Raw genomic sequence first — 15829 nt, forward strand, 5'->3', positions numbered from 1 at the left:
ATTAGGGTGAGTGCATGAAGTACCGACCCGGTGACGTCTCCCTGGCCGTCAAGCGCCTGCAGTACCGCCACCACCGCGCGTTGAGCCGGGCATTGGCGCCGCTGGGGCTCTCGCTGGTGCAGTGGGACACGCTCCGCCACCTGCACGCCCGGCCGGACGCGTCACTGCACGACCTGGCGGTGCTGACGTTCCAGACCGACCAGTCGTTCGGCTCGCTGGCCACGCGGATGGCCGAGCGCGGTTTGATCGAGCGCGTCCCGGGGCCCGGGCGGGCGGTGCGGCACCGGCTCACGGCGGAGGGTGCGCGGTTGCGGGCCGAGGGGCAGGAGCTCGTGGACGCCGTGGCCGAAGCGTCGTTCCGGGAGTTCTCGCCCGAGGAGCTCGACCAGCTGGGCGAGCTGCTGGGCCGCGCACTGGGCCCTGACCCGACGGCCTAGGTGGCCCCGGCGCGAGTCGACGGCTGCGGGCTCGACGCTCGGGCCGAGCGCCCCAATGTGGCGTTGGGTGCGCTAGCGCGGGCCCCCGGCAATCACCCCTACGTGGCGTTGGTGGCGTCCCGGCATCCGGTTCGACCCGGTGGCGTTCAGCGGCACCACGGCGGTGCGGCGGAACACGCTGACGCGCACCGGCGGGGACGAGCCCAACTCTGGACCACGTCACGGTGAACGGCGCCGGCACCTACGGATTCGACCTCGGCTCGGCGGGGTCGGGCACGGTGTCCGACACGTCGGTGACGGGCGCGGCCTCGGGCGGGCTGACCAACCCGGGGAACTCGGGCACCGTTCGTGCGGCTGAGCTGCGCCGACTCGCGGAGAGCAGTTGCGTTGGTCAAGTCCGCGGAGATCTCGCTGACCACCGGCTGACCCGGTCAGTCCTTTCGTGCGCCCACCACGGCCGAGCCGGCGAGGAGCAGGATCGCGGCGAGGCCGAGGAAACCGGCGTCCAGGGTGACCGCGGTGGCGATCGCGCCCACCAGGAGCGGGCCGCCGGCGTCGCCGAGTTCGCGGCCGACCTCGGCGGCGCCCATGGTCTGGCCGAGCCGCTCGGGGGGCGTGCGCGCGGCCAGGTGCGCGAAGCCGAGCGGCGTCGCCACGCCCACGCCGGCGCCGACGGCCACCGCAGCCACCAGCACCCCGGCGACGCCGGGAGCCACCGCGGCCACAGCCATCCCGGCCGCGGCCGCGGTGAGACCGGCGGCCATGCCGACGCCGTCACGCAGCCGTCCCGCGTCCCGGGCGCGACCGGCCCACGGCTGCACCAGCGCCGAGCACAGCGCCAGCAGCGACACGGCAGTGCCGGCGAGCAGCGGGGTCAGCCCGGCGGCGGCACCCGTGACCGGCAAGAAGCCCACGCCGACCGCCAGCGCCGCGGTCGTGGCCGCGAGTGTCGCGGTCGGCCGGAGGAACGAAGGCGCGCCGAGCCGGCGGGCCAGGTCCAGCACGGTCTGGCGGGCGCGCGGCAGCGGGGGAGCGGCCGGCACGCTCAGCGCCGCCCAGCCGGTGACGGCCAGGGCGAGGACGGCGAGAGCCCCGAACAGCAACGAGAACCCACCGAGGGCGATCAGGACGCCGCCGAGCAGCGGGCCGGCGGTGTAGCCGACGCTCTTCCACGCGCCGTACCCGCCGAAGGCCCGGCCTTGCCGCTTGGCCGGGGACAAGCGGGCGACGAGCGCACCGGCGGCGGGGGAGAACGCGGCGGCGGCCGCGCCCTGGCCGAGCCGGGCCAGTCCGACCGCGGCCGGGTTCCCGGCGAGGACGAACGCGGCCGACGCGGCGGCGAACGCGAGCAGCCCGCCCAGCAGCACCGGGCGGGGCCCGATCCGGTCGGCCAGCGAGCCGAACACCGGCTTGAGGACCACCTCGGCACCGTCGTAGACGGCCAGCAGCAACCCCAGCGTCAGCAGGGAAGCGTGCTCGCCACCGGTGTAGGCGCCGAGGCTCGCGGCGATGCTGTGCGCACCGAACGCCGTCACGAACCCCGCGGCGTACAGCGGCCGCAACGCGGTCGAGGCGTTCCGGGGTGCGGTGGTCGGCTCAGCCACGGGGTCGGCTCACATCTGGTACAGGGCTTGGAAGACGAGCTCGGTGTACTCGGCGAGCCGGTCGGCGCAGTGCTTGAGCCGCAGCTCGGCCGGCGCGGCCGACGGCGCGCCGAAGACGTCGCGGACCTTCAGGTCCCGGTGCCACCGCCGGAGCCGCTCGAGGCTCTGCTCTTCCTCTTCCAGCTCGGCCATGGTGAACTTACCGACGCGGATCTCCTTGTCGATCTCGGCGTCGAACTTGCCGCAGTCGGCCAGGAACTCCCGCCACTCGTCCTCGCGCTCGGCGGTGAACAGCTCCTCCAGCCGCGTGCCGTCGCGCTCGCTGCGCCCGGCCGCGTCGAGCACCACGACCTCGCCCTCGCCGCGCTCGGCGAGCTCGACCACGCGGCGGACGCCCGCGGCGAACGCGGTCACGTCCGGCACGGCCCACGTGCCCTGCCCGAGCGACAGCGCCCCGATCCGGCGCAGCTCCCGCCACACCGCGACCCGGTGCCGTGAAGGTGCCGCCGGCACCTTCACCACCAGTACCTGCCACTGACCCGGCGGATCCGTCACGAGACGAAATGTATCACGTGTTACATCGACCGAGGTGCGGCGAACGGACCCGGTCGGGGTGGGGAGAGGCGCCTCCCCACCCCGACCGTCACTCCGCAGGAGGCCAGATCGCCGGTGTCGGGGTGGTTTGCCGCAGCAGCGTCAGCGCTTGCTTGGCGGCGAGGGTGAACAGCCCCATGGTGATGTCCGGCTCGCCGAACACGACGAGCAGGAGCGAGCCCTCGACGGGGAACACGCAGACGTACCCGGAACTGCCTTCGAACATCGCGCAGCGGGCATCGCCGATCCGGGCCTGGGCGGTGAACTGCGCCGCGAGGCCCGCGGCCGCCGCCGACATGGCGGCGACGCTGTCGGCCTCGACGCCGGTGGTGTCGTCGGCCAGCACCAGGCCGTCGTGGGTGGCGACCAGCAGGCCGGCCACCTGGTCGACCTGGTCGCGGATCCGGCGCAGGGCCGCGAGCGTGCGGGCCGCGTCCGGGGGTGGGGTTCGGGCCGCCGGCTCCGGTGGCGGGCCGCTGTCGGCGGCCGGCGGGGTGCGGACCGGCAGCGGTGCCGGGGTGTGCTGGCGGTGGGTGTCGGCAGCTCTCATACGGACAGGCTGGCTTCGATGCGCTTGAGGCTGTGGCGGGCGAGCGCGAGGTTCGCCCGTTCACGGTCCAGGACGAGGTAGAGGAACAACGTGGAGTTGCCCCGGGCCGTCAGGGGCCGGATCACGTGGTACTGGCGGTGCAGCGTGATGAGGATGTCTTCGATGCTGTCGTCGAGCCCGAGGGAAGCCATCACCCGCAGTTTGGCGCGGACGACCTCGGTGTTGCCCGCCGCCGCGATGTCCAGGTCGAGCCAGTCGCCGCCACCGAGCGAACCGAGGGACATTCCGCTGTCGTAGTCGACGAGGGTGGCGCCGACGGCGCCGGGAATGTTCATCGCTTCTTTCAGCGCGAGGTCGATCGTCATGAAAAAGACCCTCCAGTGGGTGATTGCGCAGGCATGTGACCGTATGTGTCCGCGACGGGGATGAGTACGACCGTTCGGAGCAATTTTCCTAAGTGTTGATTCCGGTGAACAGTTCGCCTGCGCAAGTACTTTGTCCGGCATTTATTTTCACGACGACGCGACCGGCGTTGAAAATGCAATTTGCAATCGGCAAACGGCTCAGGTGGGTGTTTCGGCGGTGGCGGTCAGGACCGCGCGGCCGAGGATGTGGCCCGCCACGGTGAAGCCGAGGACGGCCGGGGTGGCGTCGGCCGGGACGCCGATCGAGTCGACGTCGAGGGCGTGCACCACGACGAAGTAGCGGTGCGGTCCGTGCCCGGCGGGCGGTGCGGCACCCAGGTAGCGCGGCACGCGGGCATCGTTGGGCAGCTGGAACGCGCCCTCCGGTAGGTCGGCGCCGGTGTCGTCGCCGGCACCCTCGGGCAGCTCCGTCACGGTGGCGGGAATGTCGGCGACCGCCCAGTGCCAGAAGCCGGAGCCGGTGGGGGCGTCGGGGTCGTAGACGGTGACGGCGTAGCTCTTCGTGCCTTCCGGTGCGCCGCTCCAGGACAGCTGTGGCGAGAGGTCCTGGCCGCCGGGGACGCCTGAGGAGAACTGCGCACGCGGCCAGGCGGCACCGTCGGCGACGGTGGTGCTGGTGACGGAGAAGGCGGCGGCTTCGGGGAGCCGGGCGAACGGGTCGTTGAGGGTCATCAGTGGTTCCTTCCGAGTGGGGATATCATCGACGATAGCACAGATAATCGATTATAGGCGGCAACATCTACACTGCGGGCATGGGTCAGATGCTGTCGGAGCAGGTCTACGCGCACCTGCGGGACGCGATCATGCGCGGGGACTACGCCCCCGGCGAGGCGCTCAAGCCCCAGGACCTCGCCCGGGACCAGGGCGTGAGCCTGGCCGTCGTGCGCGAGGCGCTCGTGCGCGTTGTCGGCGAGGGCCTGGCCGACCGGCTGCCGAACCGCGGCTTCGCCGTTCCGGCGGTTTCCGACCGGCGCTGGCAGGAGATCACCGAGGCGCGCCGGACCGTCGAGCCGGTCGTGCTGCGCCTGTCCATCGAACGCGGTGACGTGGATTGGGAGGCCCGCGTGCGGGCCGCGCACCACCGCCTGGCCCGCACGGAGCCGTACGCGCCGGGCGAGGGCGAGCACTACAGCGGCGCCTGGTCCGAAGCCCACCGGGCCTTCCACCGCACCCTGCTGGAGGGGTGCGGCAACGCCGCCCTGCTCGAGACCTTCGACCGGATGTGGGCCGCGAGCGAGCTGGCCCGCCGCTGGTCCGCCCGCCGTGCGGCGGACCGCGACGCCCTCGGCGAGCACCGCGGCCTGGAAGAAGCCGCCCTGAACCGCGACGCCGACACCGCGGCCGAGCTGCTCGTCCGGCACCTCACCTTGACCGCGGTCGCGCTGGAGAGCTGACCGGGAATTCATTCCGGCCGGCTATTCGCCTGCCCGAGGTGTATTGGGCGTGCGGTCGCGACTCCGGTCGACTTCGGAAGAGCCGGAAATCATTTCGCGCCGGCCGGAGGTGTTCGTTTCGCGCGCGTTCGTCACGGACGGCCGTCACGCCGGAACGCGAGATGCAGGTCGGGCAGGCGGTCCAGTGATCCGGTTCGCCGTCGGCTGCCGGGCCGCGGTCATCCGCGTGTGGTGCGAACACCCCACAGCGCGGTGCTCGCCGCCACATTACCGTGCTGGGCAGTGAATCGCAGACCAGCTGCGAGGTCTCGGCTCTCACCTCCCTCGCTCGAAAGGTGTTCCTGCCATGCGCGTTCGGTTCCTCCTGCCCATCCTCGCCCTGGCGGCCGTCTTCGTGGCCACTCCGGTTTCCGCCGCTCCGGCCCAGGCGGCCGACGCCTGCTATTCCTGGGGACGCACGCTCGCGCAAGGGGCGTCCGGCGACGACGTCCGGCAACTGCAGATCCGGGTCTCCGGCTACCCGGGCTACGGCGGCGTCCTCGCCCTCGACGGCCAGTTCGGTCCGGGGACGAAAGCCGCGGTCACGCGGTTCCAGCAGGCGTACGGGCTCGGCGCGGACGGCATCGCCGGACCGGCGACGTTCGCGAAGATCTACCAGCTGCAGGACGACGACTGCACGCCGGTCAACTTCACCTACGCCGAGCTGAACCGGTGCAACTCGACCTGGTCGGGCGGCAACGTGCCCGCGGCGACGGCGAAGGCCAACGCCCTCGTCTCGATGTGGAAGCTGCAGGCGATGCGGCACGCCATGGGCGACCGCCCGATCGTCGTCAACGGCGGCTTCCGCAGCGTGGCCTGCAACAACGCGGTCGGCGGCGCGGCCGCGAGCCGGCACCTCTACGGCGACGCGGTCGACCTCGGCGCGGGCGCGCAGGGCTTCTGCGCCTTGGCGCAGCAGGCTCGCAACCACGGCTTCAGCGAAATCCTCGGCCCGGGCTACCCGGGCCACAGCGACCACACCCACGTGGCGCACCGCTCGACCCGCTTCTGGTCGGCGTCCTCCTGCGGGATCTGACGCACCCCGCCCCCGGGGGCGCACTCGGGCACGTTCGGTGTCCGGGCGGACCTGATCCCCGGGGCGCCGGGTGCGGTCCGTCGGCTGCTGTCAGCTTCGGGTTTCCGGAGTGTTTCCGCGACGCCGAGGTACTGGGGGAAGTGTCGAGTGTCCAATCCGTGGGTTGCGCCCGTGAAGGATTCGACGACGGCGGTGTCCGGGGTACCGCTGCTGGAAGACGCCACCAGTCTCAAGGTGGCGATCGAGAGCACCCGGGCAGCGGACGGCCGGGTCTCGACGACGGTCTGGGAGTGGCTGCCGGGCGAGGTCGAACCGGTCGCCCGCCTGGTCAGCTCCGCCGGCGAAGAGCAGTTCCACGCGGTCGTCGCCGACGTCGTCGGCAGCCCGGCCGAGCTGGTGGACGAGGACGGCCGGATCGTCTGGCAGGCCGACTGGTCGCTGTGGGGCGCCGGGCAGTCCGGCGGGGACGGGATGCCGTTGCGCTTCCCGGGCCAGTACTTCGACGCCGAGACCGGTCTGCACTACAACCTGCACCGCTACTACGAACCGGAGACCGGCCGTTACCTTTCGCCCGACCCGCTCGGCCTCGGCGGCGGGCTCAACCAGCACGGCTACGTGGCGAACCCGACCGGCTGGCTGGACCCGGCCGGGCTGGCGGGCGGCAAGTGCAAGGGCGGCAAGGCTAACAACCCGACCCTGAACACCAACGTCACCAACTGGGGCAAGAAGGGGCAGCCGGTCTTCAACGGCAACGCCAACGTCCCGGTCACGCGGATCAACGACAAGCGGTTCGTCGGGATGCTGGAGAACCTCGCCAAGGGCCGCGGCGAGGAGGCGCGCCGGGCCCAGGAACTGCTGCGGCAGATGCAGGAGAAGGGCTGGCAGCAGACCGCGGGCATCCACAAGGGCGGCCTCGGCGGCGCGGCCGGCGGCGCCGACCCGCGGCCGCACATCACGGTCAACGTGGGCAAGAAGGGCTACCACGTCCACGTCGGCGAGAGCCACGGCAAGCTGTTCGGCCAGGACATCACGCCCGACCCGTTCCGCTAGCGGGGCCCGGGCTTCCCGTGCCGGAACTTCGCCGGCGGGGAAGCCCGGACGCGCTCAGCGCCGGACGAGCTCGACGACCGGGATGAGCCGGTCGACGTTGGCCTGGTATTCGCCGAACTGCGGGCGCTTCTCGACGTTCTTGGCGTAGATCTCGTCCCGCTCGGGGCCCGTGATCTCGGTCGCCCGGACGGGGAAGGTCTCGTCGCCGAGTTCGACGGTCACGTCGGGGTGGGCCATCAAGTTGTAGTACCAGCCCGGGTTTTCCGGCAGGCCGGCCTTGCTGGCGAAGACGAACAGGCGCTCACCCTCGGCGTAGACCGCCAGCGGGGAGATGCGCTCGGTGCCGGACTTGGCCCCGAAGTGGTGCACCAGGATGAGGCTCTCACCGGCGAACCCACCGCTGAGCTCACCGCCGTTGGCGCGGTACTCGTCGATGACTTTGGCGTTGATCTCGTCGAAATCGGGCATGCCCGCCATGGTATCGGCTGACGACGGTCCGTGTTCGCCGCTCGCGGCCGGACGCGGCTTAAACGGCACGCTCGAAGTAGCCGGGCGGGCGTCCACTGGGGACGGTGCCGGCCCTCGCGGTGCGAGGGCCGGCCGTCGTACTCGGCTCGCCGGCTCAGAACCAGTGCGCGCGGCCGCCGACCTTGCGCCCGGTCCCGCCGAGGATCGCCAAGGCCACGCCCGCGACCGCGAGCACGATGCCGATCGTGTACAGCACCGGGATGCCGATGACGAAGCCGAGGATGATCAGGATGACGCCGAGGATGATCACGGTGGAACTGCTCCTTCTTCCGAGAGGCCGGCACCCGGGGTTGGCGCCGGCTCGACCCGCGCCGGGGATGCCCGCGGAACGGGCTTCCCAAACACGTGTTCTCACTCGAAAGAATGGCGCGCGTCACTCAGGCCGCGCTGACCACCGGCGACAGCGCCCCGGGCAAGCGCCACACTGAGGTTTTCCCAGTAGGGACGGGCGGGGGTGCGTGCTGCCCTGAGATGAGACGTGGGGGCCGCTGGAAGGACTGAGTTTGCGAAGTCCAAGCCCTAAATCCAGAGGGCCCACGTGATCTCCTGGGGTGCCACCCTCGATGTGGCACGTGAACTGGCCCTGTTCGTCGCCGGCGTGCTGCAAGCCGAACGCCAGGACCGCGGCACCCGCCGCAACCGACGAGCGTTGACCCCCTGCTACCAGGCAGTGCTGATCCTGCGCTGGTTCCGTGACGCCACCCCCGTGCACCGGCTCGCCACCGACAACGCCAGCAGCGTCGCCACCGCCTACCGCTACCTGCACGAAGGCATCACCGCCTCGGCAGCACAAGCGCCCGACCTGCACCAGATCCTCACCGCCCGCCGCCGCGCCGGCGACACCCACCTGATCCTCGACGGCACCTTGATCCCCGCCGACCGGATCGCGGCGCTCAATGTGGCGTTGGTTGCGTTGGACGCACCCAACGCCGCATTGGGGCGCTCGGCCCGACCTTCGTACAACCGCTGTGCGGCACCAGACACCCTCGGGACCAGCCCCTTACGCCGCGCGGGCCACCTCGTCGCCGCGGTAGGGGCCGGGCTTCGGGCGGGGCTTCCCGCCGGGCAGGGCCAGCCGGAGGATCGTCCGGTGGACCGTGCCGAGCTGGCGGGACAGCGGGCCCGTGTTGTACGGCAGGCCGTAGCGGCGGCAGATGTCCCGGACCCGCGGCGCGATCTCCGAATAGCGGCTGCTGGGCATGTCCGGGAACAGGTGGTGCTCGACCTGGTAGCCGAGGTTGCCGCTCATCAGGTGGAACAGCGGGGAGCCGGTGATGTTCGCCGCGCCGACGAGCTGGCGGACGTACCAGCCGCCGCGGGTTTCGTCGCGGACCTCGTCCTGGCCGAACGTGTACGTCTGGTCGGGGAAGTGGCCGCAGAAGATGATCGAATGCGCCCACAGGTTGCGGATGATGTTCGCGGTGAAGTCCGCCCAGAACGTCGCGGCGAACGTGCCACCGCCTTCCTTGCGGACGGCGGCGAGCTGGGCCCGCACGGCGCCCCGGAAGCCGCGGCCGCGGGCCCGGTCCGCGAGCACCCGGCGCCGTGACCGGGGTTCGGGCCGCGCGAGCCGTCCCACGGCGGTCGCGGCCAGCGCGCTCACCAGGGGCCAGCCGACGTAGTCCTTGAGGATCTGGTCGCGGGCCTTGCCCGAGATGCCCTTGATGTCGTGCCACACGTCCTTCAGCGGCTTCTCACCGGCGCGGATCGCTTCGACGTCGAGGTCGTGGACCGCCACGCCCCACTCGAAGAACGCCATCAGCAGCAGGTTGTAGAACGGCTGCGCCAGGTACGCCGGGTGCCACTTCTGGTGCGGGTCGATGCGCATGATCTCGTAGCCGAGATCCTTGTCCTTGCCGCGGATGTTCGTGTACGTGTGGTGGATGTAGTTGTGCGAGTGCTTCCACGCCGCCGCGGTCGACGCCGTGTCCCAGTCCCATGTGGACGAATGGATGTACGGGTCGTTCATCCAGTCCCACTGGCCGTGCAGGACGTTGTGCCCGATCTCCATGTTCTCCAGGATCTTCGCGACGGCCAGGCAGCCGGTGCCCGCCGCCCAGGCCGCTTTGGACCGGGAGCCGAGCAGCAGGGCGCGGCCGGCGACGGCGATCTGCCGGTGCAGCCGGATCACGCCCTTGATGTACCGGCGGTCGCGTTCGCCGAGGTCGGCGCGCACCTGGTCGTGGATGGCGTCGAACTCGCGGGCGAGTTCGTCGAGCTGGTCCGCGCTCAGGTGGGCGAACGGGTGGGTTGTCGAGGACATGGGTTCCCTTCTCGCTCAGAGTTCGACCGTGACCCGGCCTTCGGCACCGTGCACGCAGGTGCGCACGATCTCGTTGTGCTTCTCGCTGACGACGTTCGTGCGCAGGTCGCGGATGCGGCCCTCCCGGATCGGTAGGACGCACGTGTGGCACACCCCGACCCGGCAGCCGAAGGGCATGTCGACGCCCGCTTCCTCGCCGGCGACGAGGATCGGGGTGCCGGGCGGGCAGTCGGCGTCGAGGTTGCGGTGGGCGAAGCGCACCGACCCGCCGGCCCCCTCGGCACCTTCGCCACCGACGATCGGCTGGAACCGTTCGTGGTGCAGCCGCTCGACGTCGCCGTGGCGCTTCCAATGCGCCTGCAGCGCGTCGAGGAGTTCGCCGGGGCCGCAGGCGTAGCACTCCCGCTCGCGCCAGTCCGGGCACAGGGTGTCCAGCTCGGCCGGGGCGAACCGCCCGTCCCGGCCGGTGACGCGCAGTTCGAGCCGGAAGCCGTCGTGCTCCTTCTCGAGCGCCTCCAGCTCTTCGCCGAAGATGACGCCGGTCGCGTCCCGTGCCGAATGGACGTGCACGACGTCGCGCAGCCCCGGACCCGGCGCCAGGTGCCGCAGCATGCTCATGACCGGCGTGATGCCGCTGCCGGCCGTGACGAACAGCAGGCCGCGGTCGAGCCGGTCGGGCAGCGTGAACGCCCCTTCGACCTCGCCCAGCCGCACGAGCTCACCGGGCCGGGCCCGCTCGACCAGGTACGGCGAGACGACCCCGCCGTCGACCTTCTTGGGCGTGATCGAGATGAGCCCGTCCGCGCGGCCCGGGCTCGACGTCAGCGAGTACGCGCGCCAGTGGTGCACGCCGTCGATCACCACGCCCAGCCGCACGTACTGGCCGGGCCGGTGCCCGACCCAGTCGTAGCCCGGCCGGATCAGCACGGTGGCCGCGCCGCCCCGCTCGGGCTCGACCCGCTCGACGAGCCCGCGCAGCTCCCGGGTCGACCACAGGGGGTTGATCAGTTCGAGGTAGTCGTCCGGCCGCAGGGGCGTGAAGAGCCACCGCAGCGCGCGCAACGCCCGGCGCCGCAGCGGCGACGCCGGGGGACGCATCCCCACTTCGGCCATCACGCACCACCCCGGGCAGGGGCTTCACCGGACAAGTCGAAGGTGACCATGCCGATTGAGTGTACAGGCGTGCACTCAACTCGCAGGCTGAATGTCCCGGCGGGGGGCTACGGGCGCGCCAAGACGGCCTTCGCGGCGGTGAGCTCCTGGTCCAGCTTCGTGCGGATCCCGGTGAAGTAGCTCGAGTGCTGCGCCACCGCCGCGGTCTGGAACCGCACTTCGGCGGCGTGCCAGGTGTCGACGAGCGCGCTCTTGTCCTTGCAGGTGACGTCGGCCGTCGCGGTCGTGATCTCCGGCTTCGACGGACCGGCGGACCCGTCCGCCGACCACTTCGGGTCCGCCATCGCCGCGAGCGGGTCGGGGTAGTCGAGCCCGGCCTGGTGCATGCACGTACGCCAGGAGGCCAGCGCCGCCGCGACCGGCGGCTGCTTGAGGGTGTCGTACAGCGACGAACGGCCGGTCTGCACCAGCAGGGCCTGGTCGGCGTTGCCGTCGGCGCCGAGGGCCTTGGCCGCCTGGGGCCCGCACCCGTTCTCGCTGAACGCGGCTTCCTTCGCGCCGTCGCTCAGGGTGCGGTCCTGTTCGTCGTAGGCGCGCTCGAGGCTCACCGGGGTCAGCAGGCCGGCCGGCACGTGGTAGCCGAACTCGGCGATCTTCGCCTCCACGACGCCGTACCGGCGGCGGTTGCGCAGGTCCGGCGCGTCGGCGGGGCGGTGGATCGGCTGCCACGCGTACCCCTTGACGCGCAGGCAGTCGGCGATCAGCACGTCTTCGGCGTCGGAGATCGTGTACAGCTCGGCGTCGGAGAACGAATACGCGTCCAACGGCAACCGGAGCGCCTTGACCTGCTCGGTGGGCGCGAGCGGGTCAGCGGTCCGCGGGACACCGGCGGGCGCGGGGGCACCGCAGCCCGCGAGGACGAGGGTGACGCAGACGAGCAAGGGCAACCGCGGCATCGGGATTTCCTGTTCTGCCGGAATTCATCGGTCGGCGGGGTGGCCGGCGCACGGCCGGCCACCTCTTTGTGGTGCCGGTCAGATGCGTTTGAGCGAACTGGCCTTGTTCGAGAAGCCGTTGTTCCCGAAGTCCGAGTCGTAGGAGAACGCCTGCGCGGTGTAGGTGAGCGCGCCGCCGCAGCCGGGGAGGTCCCACAGTCGCACCTGGTGGTTGCGGTAGTTCCGCATGGAGTTGGCGTTGTTGGTGATCCCCGCCCCGAGGTTGGTGCAGGTCGTGGTCGGGGCGTACCGGTACTCGCCGTCGTGGTAGTCGTGCGTCTGGTACAGGCAGAACGTGCTGGCGGGGCAGTCGGCGAACGCGGGCCCCGCGGTGGCGAGGCCCACGAGCACCGGCTGGATGCCCACGATCAACGCGGCCGCGACGATTTTCCGTCTCATTTCGGTTCTCCATCTGTTCGGACTGGCTGTCGAGCGCTCTTCGGCGTTCCTCCATTTCGTTGCTGCGCCCCACCAGATTCGCCGCGGAAAACCGCGTTGTTACTCGGCTCACCCATTTGGCCCGGGTGAATGTTTCGGCCGGAATACCGGGGTTGCTGCTGGGAAAAGCACCGACTTCGGCGACGACGTGGCGATTCCCGCGTGCGCGGTCACTTCCTCCGGCGGCCTGGGAGCAACGCGACCGCCGCCGCCAGGAGGGCCGCGCCCAGGAACAAGCCGATCGCCCAGGCGATCTTGCCCGGATTCCCCTCGAAGCTGTAGTTCAGTCCCTCGAAGGCCACCTGGAGGATGCCGATCACCGCCACCGCGCCGAGCAGCTTGTTGCGCAGGCTGTCGGCCCGCTGCTGGCGTGCCGTGCGCAGGTCGTCGACCGCGGTCTCCATGCGTTCCACGTCCCGGACAACGGCCGCCCAGTACTGCTCGCGCTGGTGGATCCCGCGCCCGGCTTCGATCGCTTCGTAGAACGCGCTTTCCGTGCTGTAGCGCAGGATGTTGAAGTAGCGGTGCCGGTGCACCTCTTCGAACGTGGTCAGCCGGAATTCGCGGAACCGGTTGAACGTCTCGTCGCTGTGGGCGCTGGGGCGTCCCCGGCCGGGAACGCGGACCCCGAGCAGGTCGACTCGCTCGAGGTGCTCGATGAGGCCGCGGACCTGCTCCTCGTAGCGACGGACCAGGTCCTCGTTGTGGAGCGTCATCAGGTGGACCAGGAACAGGTACGGGCACGTCCCGATCCAGCCGCGCCCGGCGCTGAGACTGCGTGACCGGTCGACGACCTCGTAGACCGCGGTGGGGGAGACGTACAGCGTCAGGCTCCCCGGGTCGTCTTCGGTATCCGGCAGCGGGTAGACCGGTTCGGTGCCGTCCAGGACCTCGGCGACGTCCTGGCGGAGAAAGTCGATCACGTTCTGGAAGTAGCCCGACAGGAAGTAGCGGGCCAGGTCGTCGGCGTCGCACCGGTCGAGCACGCACTGGTCGTAGACGAGGAACCCGTCGTCCGCCCCGGTCGGCTCGACCGCGTCGAGCCCGGCCGGCCGGTCGCGGTGGTCGGGGCGCAGGAGGTGGAAGAAGTAGGCGTCTTCGAGCACCGAGACGCAGACGGGCTGCCAGTTCGCGACCGGTCCGCCGGGGGTGTCGCCGTCCAGCAGCGCGTGCGCCAGCCCGGTGCCTTCGACGGCTTTCGCCGGCGCGGAGGACGACGTGGTCAGGATCCGCTTGAACAGGTCGGCGACGTCGATGGTGAAGCGGTGCCGGATGTAGCCGGACAAGGACCGCTCGACGCGCCGCGGGTCGTACTGCGACGTCGTGATGACGGAACCGGCGTCGAGTTCCTGCGTGGTGGGGACCAGTTCGGTCGGAAAGAGCACCTTCTGCAGCACGGAGAGCGCGTAGTAGTCCGCCGCCGTGTGCCGGTAGGGGATTTCGAAGGAGAGGTGGTAGGACAGCGACAGGTTCGAGTGCGCCACCCAGAAGGCGCGGCAGTGGACACCCTCGAACCGCGCGGGCCGGTCGAACTCCGCACGCAGGTCGCTGCCCTCGGTGGACCACGCGATCCGGCTGGGTAGGCCGATGTCGATTGAGTCGCTCAGCGCCGGGCGGTGGTCCCGGCGCGGGTGCGGGCTGCCGGACTGGATGAGGAAGTCGTCGACGAACAGGCCCCTCTTGCGGTCGGCGATGTCGTCGAACATCGGCTCGACGGCGCGCGACAGGCCGCTGTTGTGCGGCTGGGACCGCAGCACGTCGAACAGCTTCTTGTCCCAGCGCAGGGCGGACGTCTGCGTCTCCAGCGCCGACCGCAGGCGCTCGTGCCGGATCAGGAACGAGGTGGTGAGGTGCAGCTTCCCGGCGTGCCGTCGAAGCTCGTCGCGTGCGTGCTCGGCTGACTGGTTCACAGGCCCCCTCGTCGGGTTCCGGGTCCGCCGGCGGACGGCACCCTCCGGGGGTGAGGTCGTTCCGGAGCCCGCGCCGGTTTCGCCCCGCCGTAACGGTTCGGCCACGATGGCCGGCGGTCACGGACCGGCGAGGCCGATCGGCACCGTCGCCGCCACCCCCTGGGCGTGGCGGCCGTCGAGGCGGTCCACCGACAGTGCCCACTCACCCGCCAACCGGGTCAGCTCCGCGGCCGCGTGGTCCAGCTCCGCGGTGCTCGCCGCCGCGAGGCGGAGGGTGGCTTCGGTGCGGGTGGGAGCCGTCGCGGTCGGGCGGTGGGCGGTGACGGCCACCGTGACCGCCGCGCGCGGGAGCTTCGCCGGGAGCCAGCGCAGCAGCTGGGGCGCCACGCCGGGCGGTAGCTCCGCCCAGCCGCCGAGCCGGAACGTCGCCTGCGCGATCTTGCCGCTGTGCCAGTACCGCCAGTCCTCGCGCACCTGCCCGCGGCCCGCGTTGACGTGCGCGAGCGAGGCCAGCGTGCCCAGCAGCTCCGGTTCGGTCAGGCCGTGGGCGGGCAGCCCGTCCCGGCGGAGCCGGCGCTGCACCCGCCGCACCGCGTTGCCGAGCGCTCGCTGGACGTCGGTGTCGTGCTGGACGTCGACCGTGCGCAGCGCCTGCAACGCCAGCCACACCCTCGGCGGACGGTCCCGCGGGATCCCCGCGTGGTGGACGACCTGCGCCGCGACCGCCTCGGTCTGTTCGTGCGGCGGGGGGAGCAAGGTCTCCGGAGACGGCATCGCCGGGTCCCGCCCGGCCGACTTCGGTTGCAGCACCACGGTGATCCCGGCCGCGCGGCTGAGCAGGAAGCCGGTGTCGCCGGTGGTCCCGGTCGCTTCGGGCGAGAGCAGCCGCAGCAGCTCGCGGCCCGCCTCGGCCGGGCCGCGCAGGTCGCGGGTCCGGTTCCGCAGCAGGTAGTCCGAGCCCACCACCAGCCACGCGGACAGCCAGCGGCCGTGCACTCGGACCGTCGTCAGGGCCACGACCACCGCCGCCGGGATCGCCACGGCGACGAGCACCGGCCACGGCCGGGTCGCGGCCAGCACCAGCGCGACCAGGACGACCTGCCCGCAGACGATCCGCGCGGCGCCGAGCGCGCGCGGCCGTCCGGTGGGGCGGTGGTGCGCCGGCGGGGGAGTCCGCGGCGGGCTCGGCGGCGCCACGGGCGCCGGGACGCGCGCCGGGGACGACGGCTGCCGTGCCGCGGACAACGCGGCGAGCGCGGCCTCCCGGGCCGCCGCGCGGGAAGCCACGTCCGCGCCGGCCGCCGCGCCGAACGCGGCCGGCCGGGTGGCCACGGGGTGCGCGGGCGGTGGCGCGGGCGCGCCGCGGTACCCGTTCGCCCGAGCCGCGCCGGAATCCGTCATCGTGCCCCTCCTCCTGCCGGTCCGGGGGCCAGGTTCCCCGGTGGAGCTGAGG

Annotated in this window: 17 protein-coding genes; 4 read left to right on the top strand and 13 right to left on the bottom strand. The window is 71.8% G+C overall.

What is annotated here, in order from left to right:
• Nucleotides 1-14 precede the first annotated feature (14 nt).
• On the top strand, nucleotides 15-437 hold the full coding sequence (locus MUY14_RS09815) for a MarR family winged helix-turn-helix transcriptional regulator (RefSeq protein WP_247022617.1): 423 nt from the start codon (nucleotides 15-17) through the stop codon (nucleotides 435-437).
• A 431-nt stretch (nucleotides 438-868) separates the two neighbouring features.
• Here the strand turns inward: MUY14_RS09815 and MUY14_RS09820 are convergent, their stop codons facing one another.
• The 5 genes from MUY14_RS09820 to MUY14_RS09840 form a co-directional block, all read right to left on the bottom strand.
• On the bottom strand, nucleotides 869-2041 hold the full coding sequence (locus MUY14_RS09820; protein ID WP_247022618.1) for an MFS transporter: 1173 nt from the start codon (nucleotides 2039-2041) through the stop codon (nucleotides 869-871).
• A gap of 9 nt (nucleotides 2042-2050) precedes the next feature.
• Nucleotides 2051-2596, bottom strand: a complete 546-nt coding sequence (locus MUY14_RS09825; RefSeq protein ID WP_247022620.1) for a Chromate resistance protein ChrB — start codon at nucleotides 2594-2596, stop codon at nucleotides 2051-2053.
• Nucleotides 2597-2684: 88 nt separating this feature from the next.
• Nucleotides 2685-3185: a roadblock/LC7 domain-containing protein gene (locus tag MUY14_RS09830; RefSeq protein ID WP_247022622.1), complete on the bottom strand. Its 501-nt coding sequence runs from the start codon at nucleotides 3183-3185 to the stop codon at nucleotides 2685-2687.
• Nucleotides 3182-3550 carry a hypothetical protein gene (locus tag MUY14_RS09835; protein ID WP_247022624.1) on the bottom strand — a complete coding sequence of 123 codons (369 nt, stop codon included), beginning with the start codon at nucleotides 3548-3550 and terminating at the stop codon, nucleotides 3182-3184. Before MUY14_RS09835 ends, MUY14_RS09830 begins: the two co-directional genes overlap by 4 nt.
• Before the next feature lie 198 nt (nucleotides 3551-3748).
• Nucleotides 3749-4282 (bottom strand): YbhB/YbcL family Raf kinase inhibitor-like protein, encoded by a 534-nt coding sequence (locus MUY14_RS09840; protein WP_247022625.1) that lies wholly within the window; start codon nucleotides 4280-4282, stop codon nucleotides 3749-3751.
• Between the two features lie 89 nt (nucleotides 4283-4371).
• On the opposite strand from MUY14_RS09840, the gene MUY14_RS09845 reads away from it, so the two are divergent.
• The 3 genes from MUY14_RS09845 (at nucleotide 4372) to MUY14_RS09855 (ending at nucleotide 7129) form a co-directional block, all read left to right on the top strand.
• Nucleotides 4372-5004, top strand: a complete 633-nt coding sequence (locus tag MUY14_RS09845; RefSeq protein ID WP_247025096.1) for a GntR family transcriptional regulator — start codon at nucleotides 4372-4374, stop codon at nucleotides 5002-5004.
• Between the two features lie 346 nt (nucleotides 5005-5350).
• Nucleotides 5351-6079, top strand: coding sequence for a D-Ala-D-Ala carboxypeptidase family metallohydrolase (locus MUY14_RS09850; protein ID WP_247022628.1), 729 nt, complete (start codon nucleotides 5351-5353; stop codon nucleotides 6077-6079).
• 171 nt (nucleotides 6080-6250) lie between these two features.
• Nucleotides 6251-7129 (top strand): RHS repeat domain-containing protein, encoded by an 879-nt coding sequence (locus MUY14_RS09855; RefSeq protein ID WP_247022629.1) that lies wholly within the window; start codon nucleotides 6251-6253, stop codon nucleotides 7127-7129.
• A gap of 54 nt (nucleotides 7130-7183) precedes the next feature.
• Here the strand turns inward: MUY14_RS09855 and MUY14_RS09860 are convergent, their stop codons facing one another.
• The 8 genes from MUY14_RS09860 to MUY14_RS09895 all read right to left on the bottom strand — a co-directional run bounded on the left by MUY14_RS09860 (nucleotide 7184) and on the right by MUY14_RS09895 (nucleotide 15777).
• Nucleotides 7184-7597: a nitroreductase/quinone reductase family protein gene (locus tag MUY14_RS09860; protein ID WP_247022630.1), complete on the bottom strand. Its 414-nt coding sequence runs from the start codon at nucleotides 7595-7597 to the stop codon at nucleotides 7184-7186.
• A gap of 154 nt (nucleotides 7598-7751) precedes the next feature.
• Nucleotides 7752-7907: a hypothetical protein gene (locus MUY14_RS09865; protein ID WP_247022631.1), complete on the bottom strand. Its 156-nt coding sequence runs from the start codon at nucleotides 7905-7907 to the stop codon at nucleotides 7752-7754.
• Between the two features lie 750 nt (nucleotides 7908-8657).
• A complete protein-coding gene (locus MUY14_RS09870) occupies nucleotides 8658-9920 on the bottom strand; it encodes an acyl-CoA desaturase (RefSeq protein ID WP_247022632.1) in 1263 nt (420 codons plus the stop codon).
• A gap of 15 nt (nucleotides 9921-9935) precedes the next feature.
• Nucleotides 9936-11033, bottom strand: coding sequence for a ferredoxin reductase (locus MUY14_RS09875; protein ID WP_247022633.1), 1098 nt, complete (start codon nucleotides 11031-11033; stop codon nucleotides 9936-9938).
• Between the two features lie 107 nt (nucleotides 11034-11140).
• A complete protein-coding gene (locus tag MUY14_RS09880; RefSeq protein ID WP_247022634.1) occupies nucleotides 11141-11989 on the bottom strand; it encodes a hypothetical protein in 849 nt (282 codons plus the stop codon).
• Between the two features lie 78 nt (nucleotides 11990-12067).
• Nucleotides 12068-12427, bottom strand: coding sequence for a peptidase inhibitor family I36 protein (locus tag MUY14_RS09885; RefSeq protein ID WP_247022635.1), 360 nt, complete (start codon nucleotides 12425-12427; stop codon nucleotides 12068-12070).
• Between the two features lie 209 nt (nucleotides 12428-12636).
• A complete protein-coding gene (locus MUY14_RS09890; protein WP_247022636.1) occupies nucleotides 12637-14376 on the bottom strand; it encodes a hypothetical protein in 1740 nt (579 codons plus the stop codon).
• Nucleotides 14377-14493: 117 nt separating this feature from the next.
• Complete coding sequence (locus tag MUY14_RS09895; RefSeq protein ID WP_247022637.1) at nucleotides 14494-15777, bottom strand: type VII secretion protein EccE; 1284 nt, start codon at nucleotides 15775-15777, stop codon at nucleotides 14494-14496.
• Between the last annotated feature and the right edge of the window lie 52 nt (nucleotides 15778-15829).

Source organism: Amycolatopsis sp. FBCC-B4732 (genome assembly GCF_023008405.1).
In the GTDB taxonomy this organism is placed as follows: Bacteria; Actinomycetota; Actinomycetes; order Mycobacteriales; family Pseudonocardiaceae; genus Amycolatopsis; species Amycolatopsis pretoriensis_A.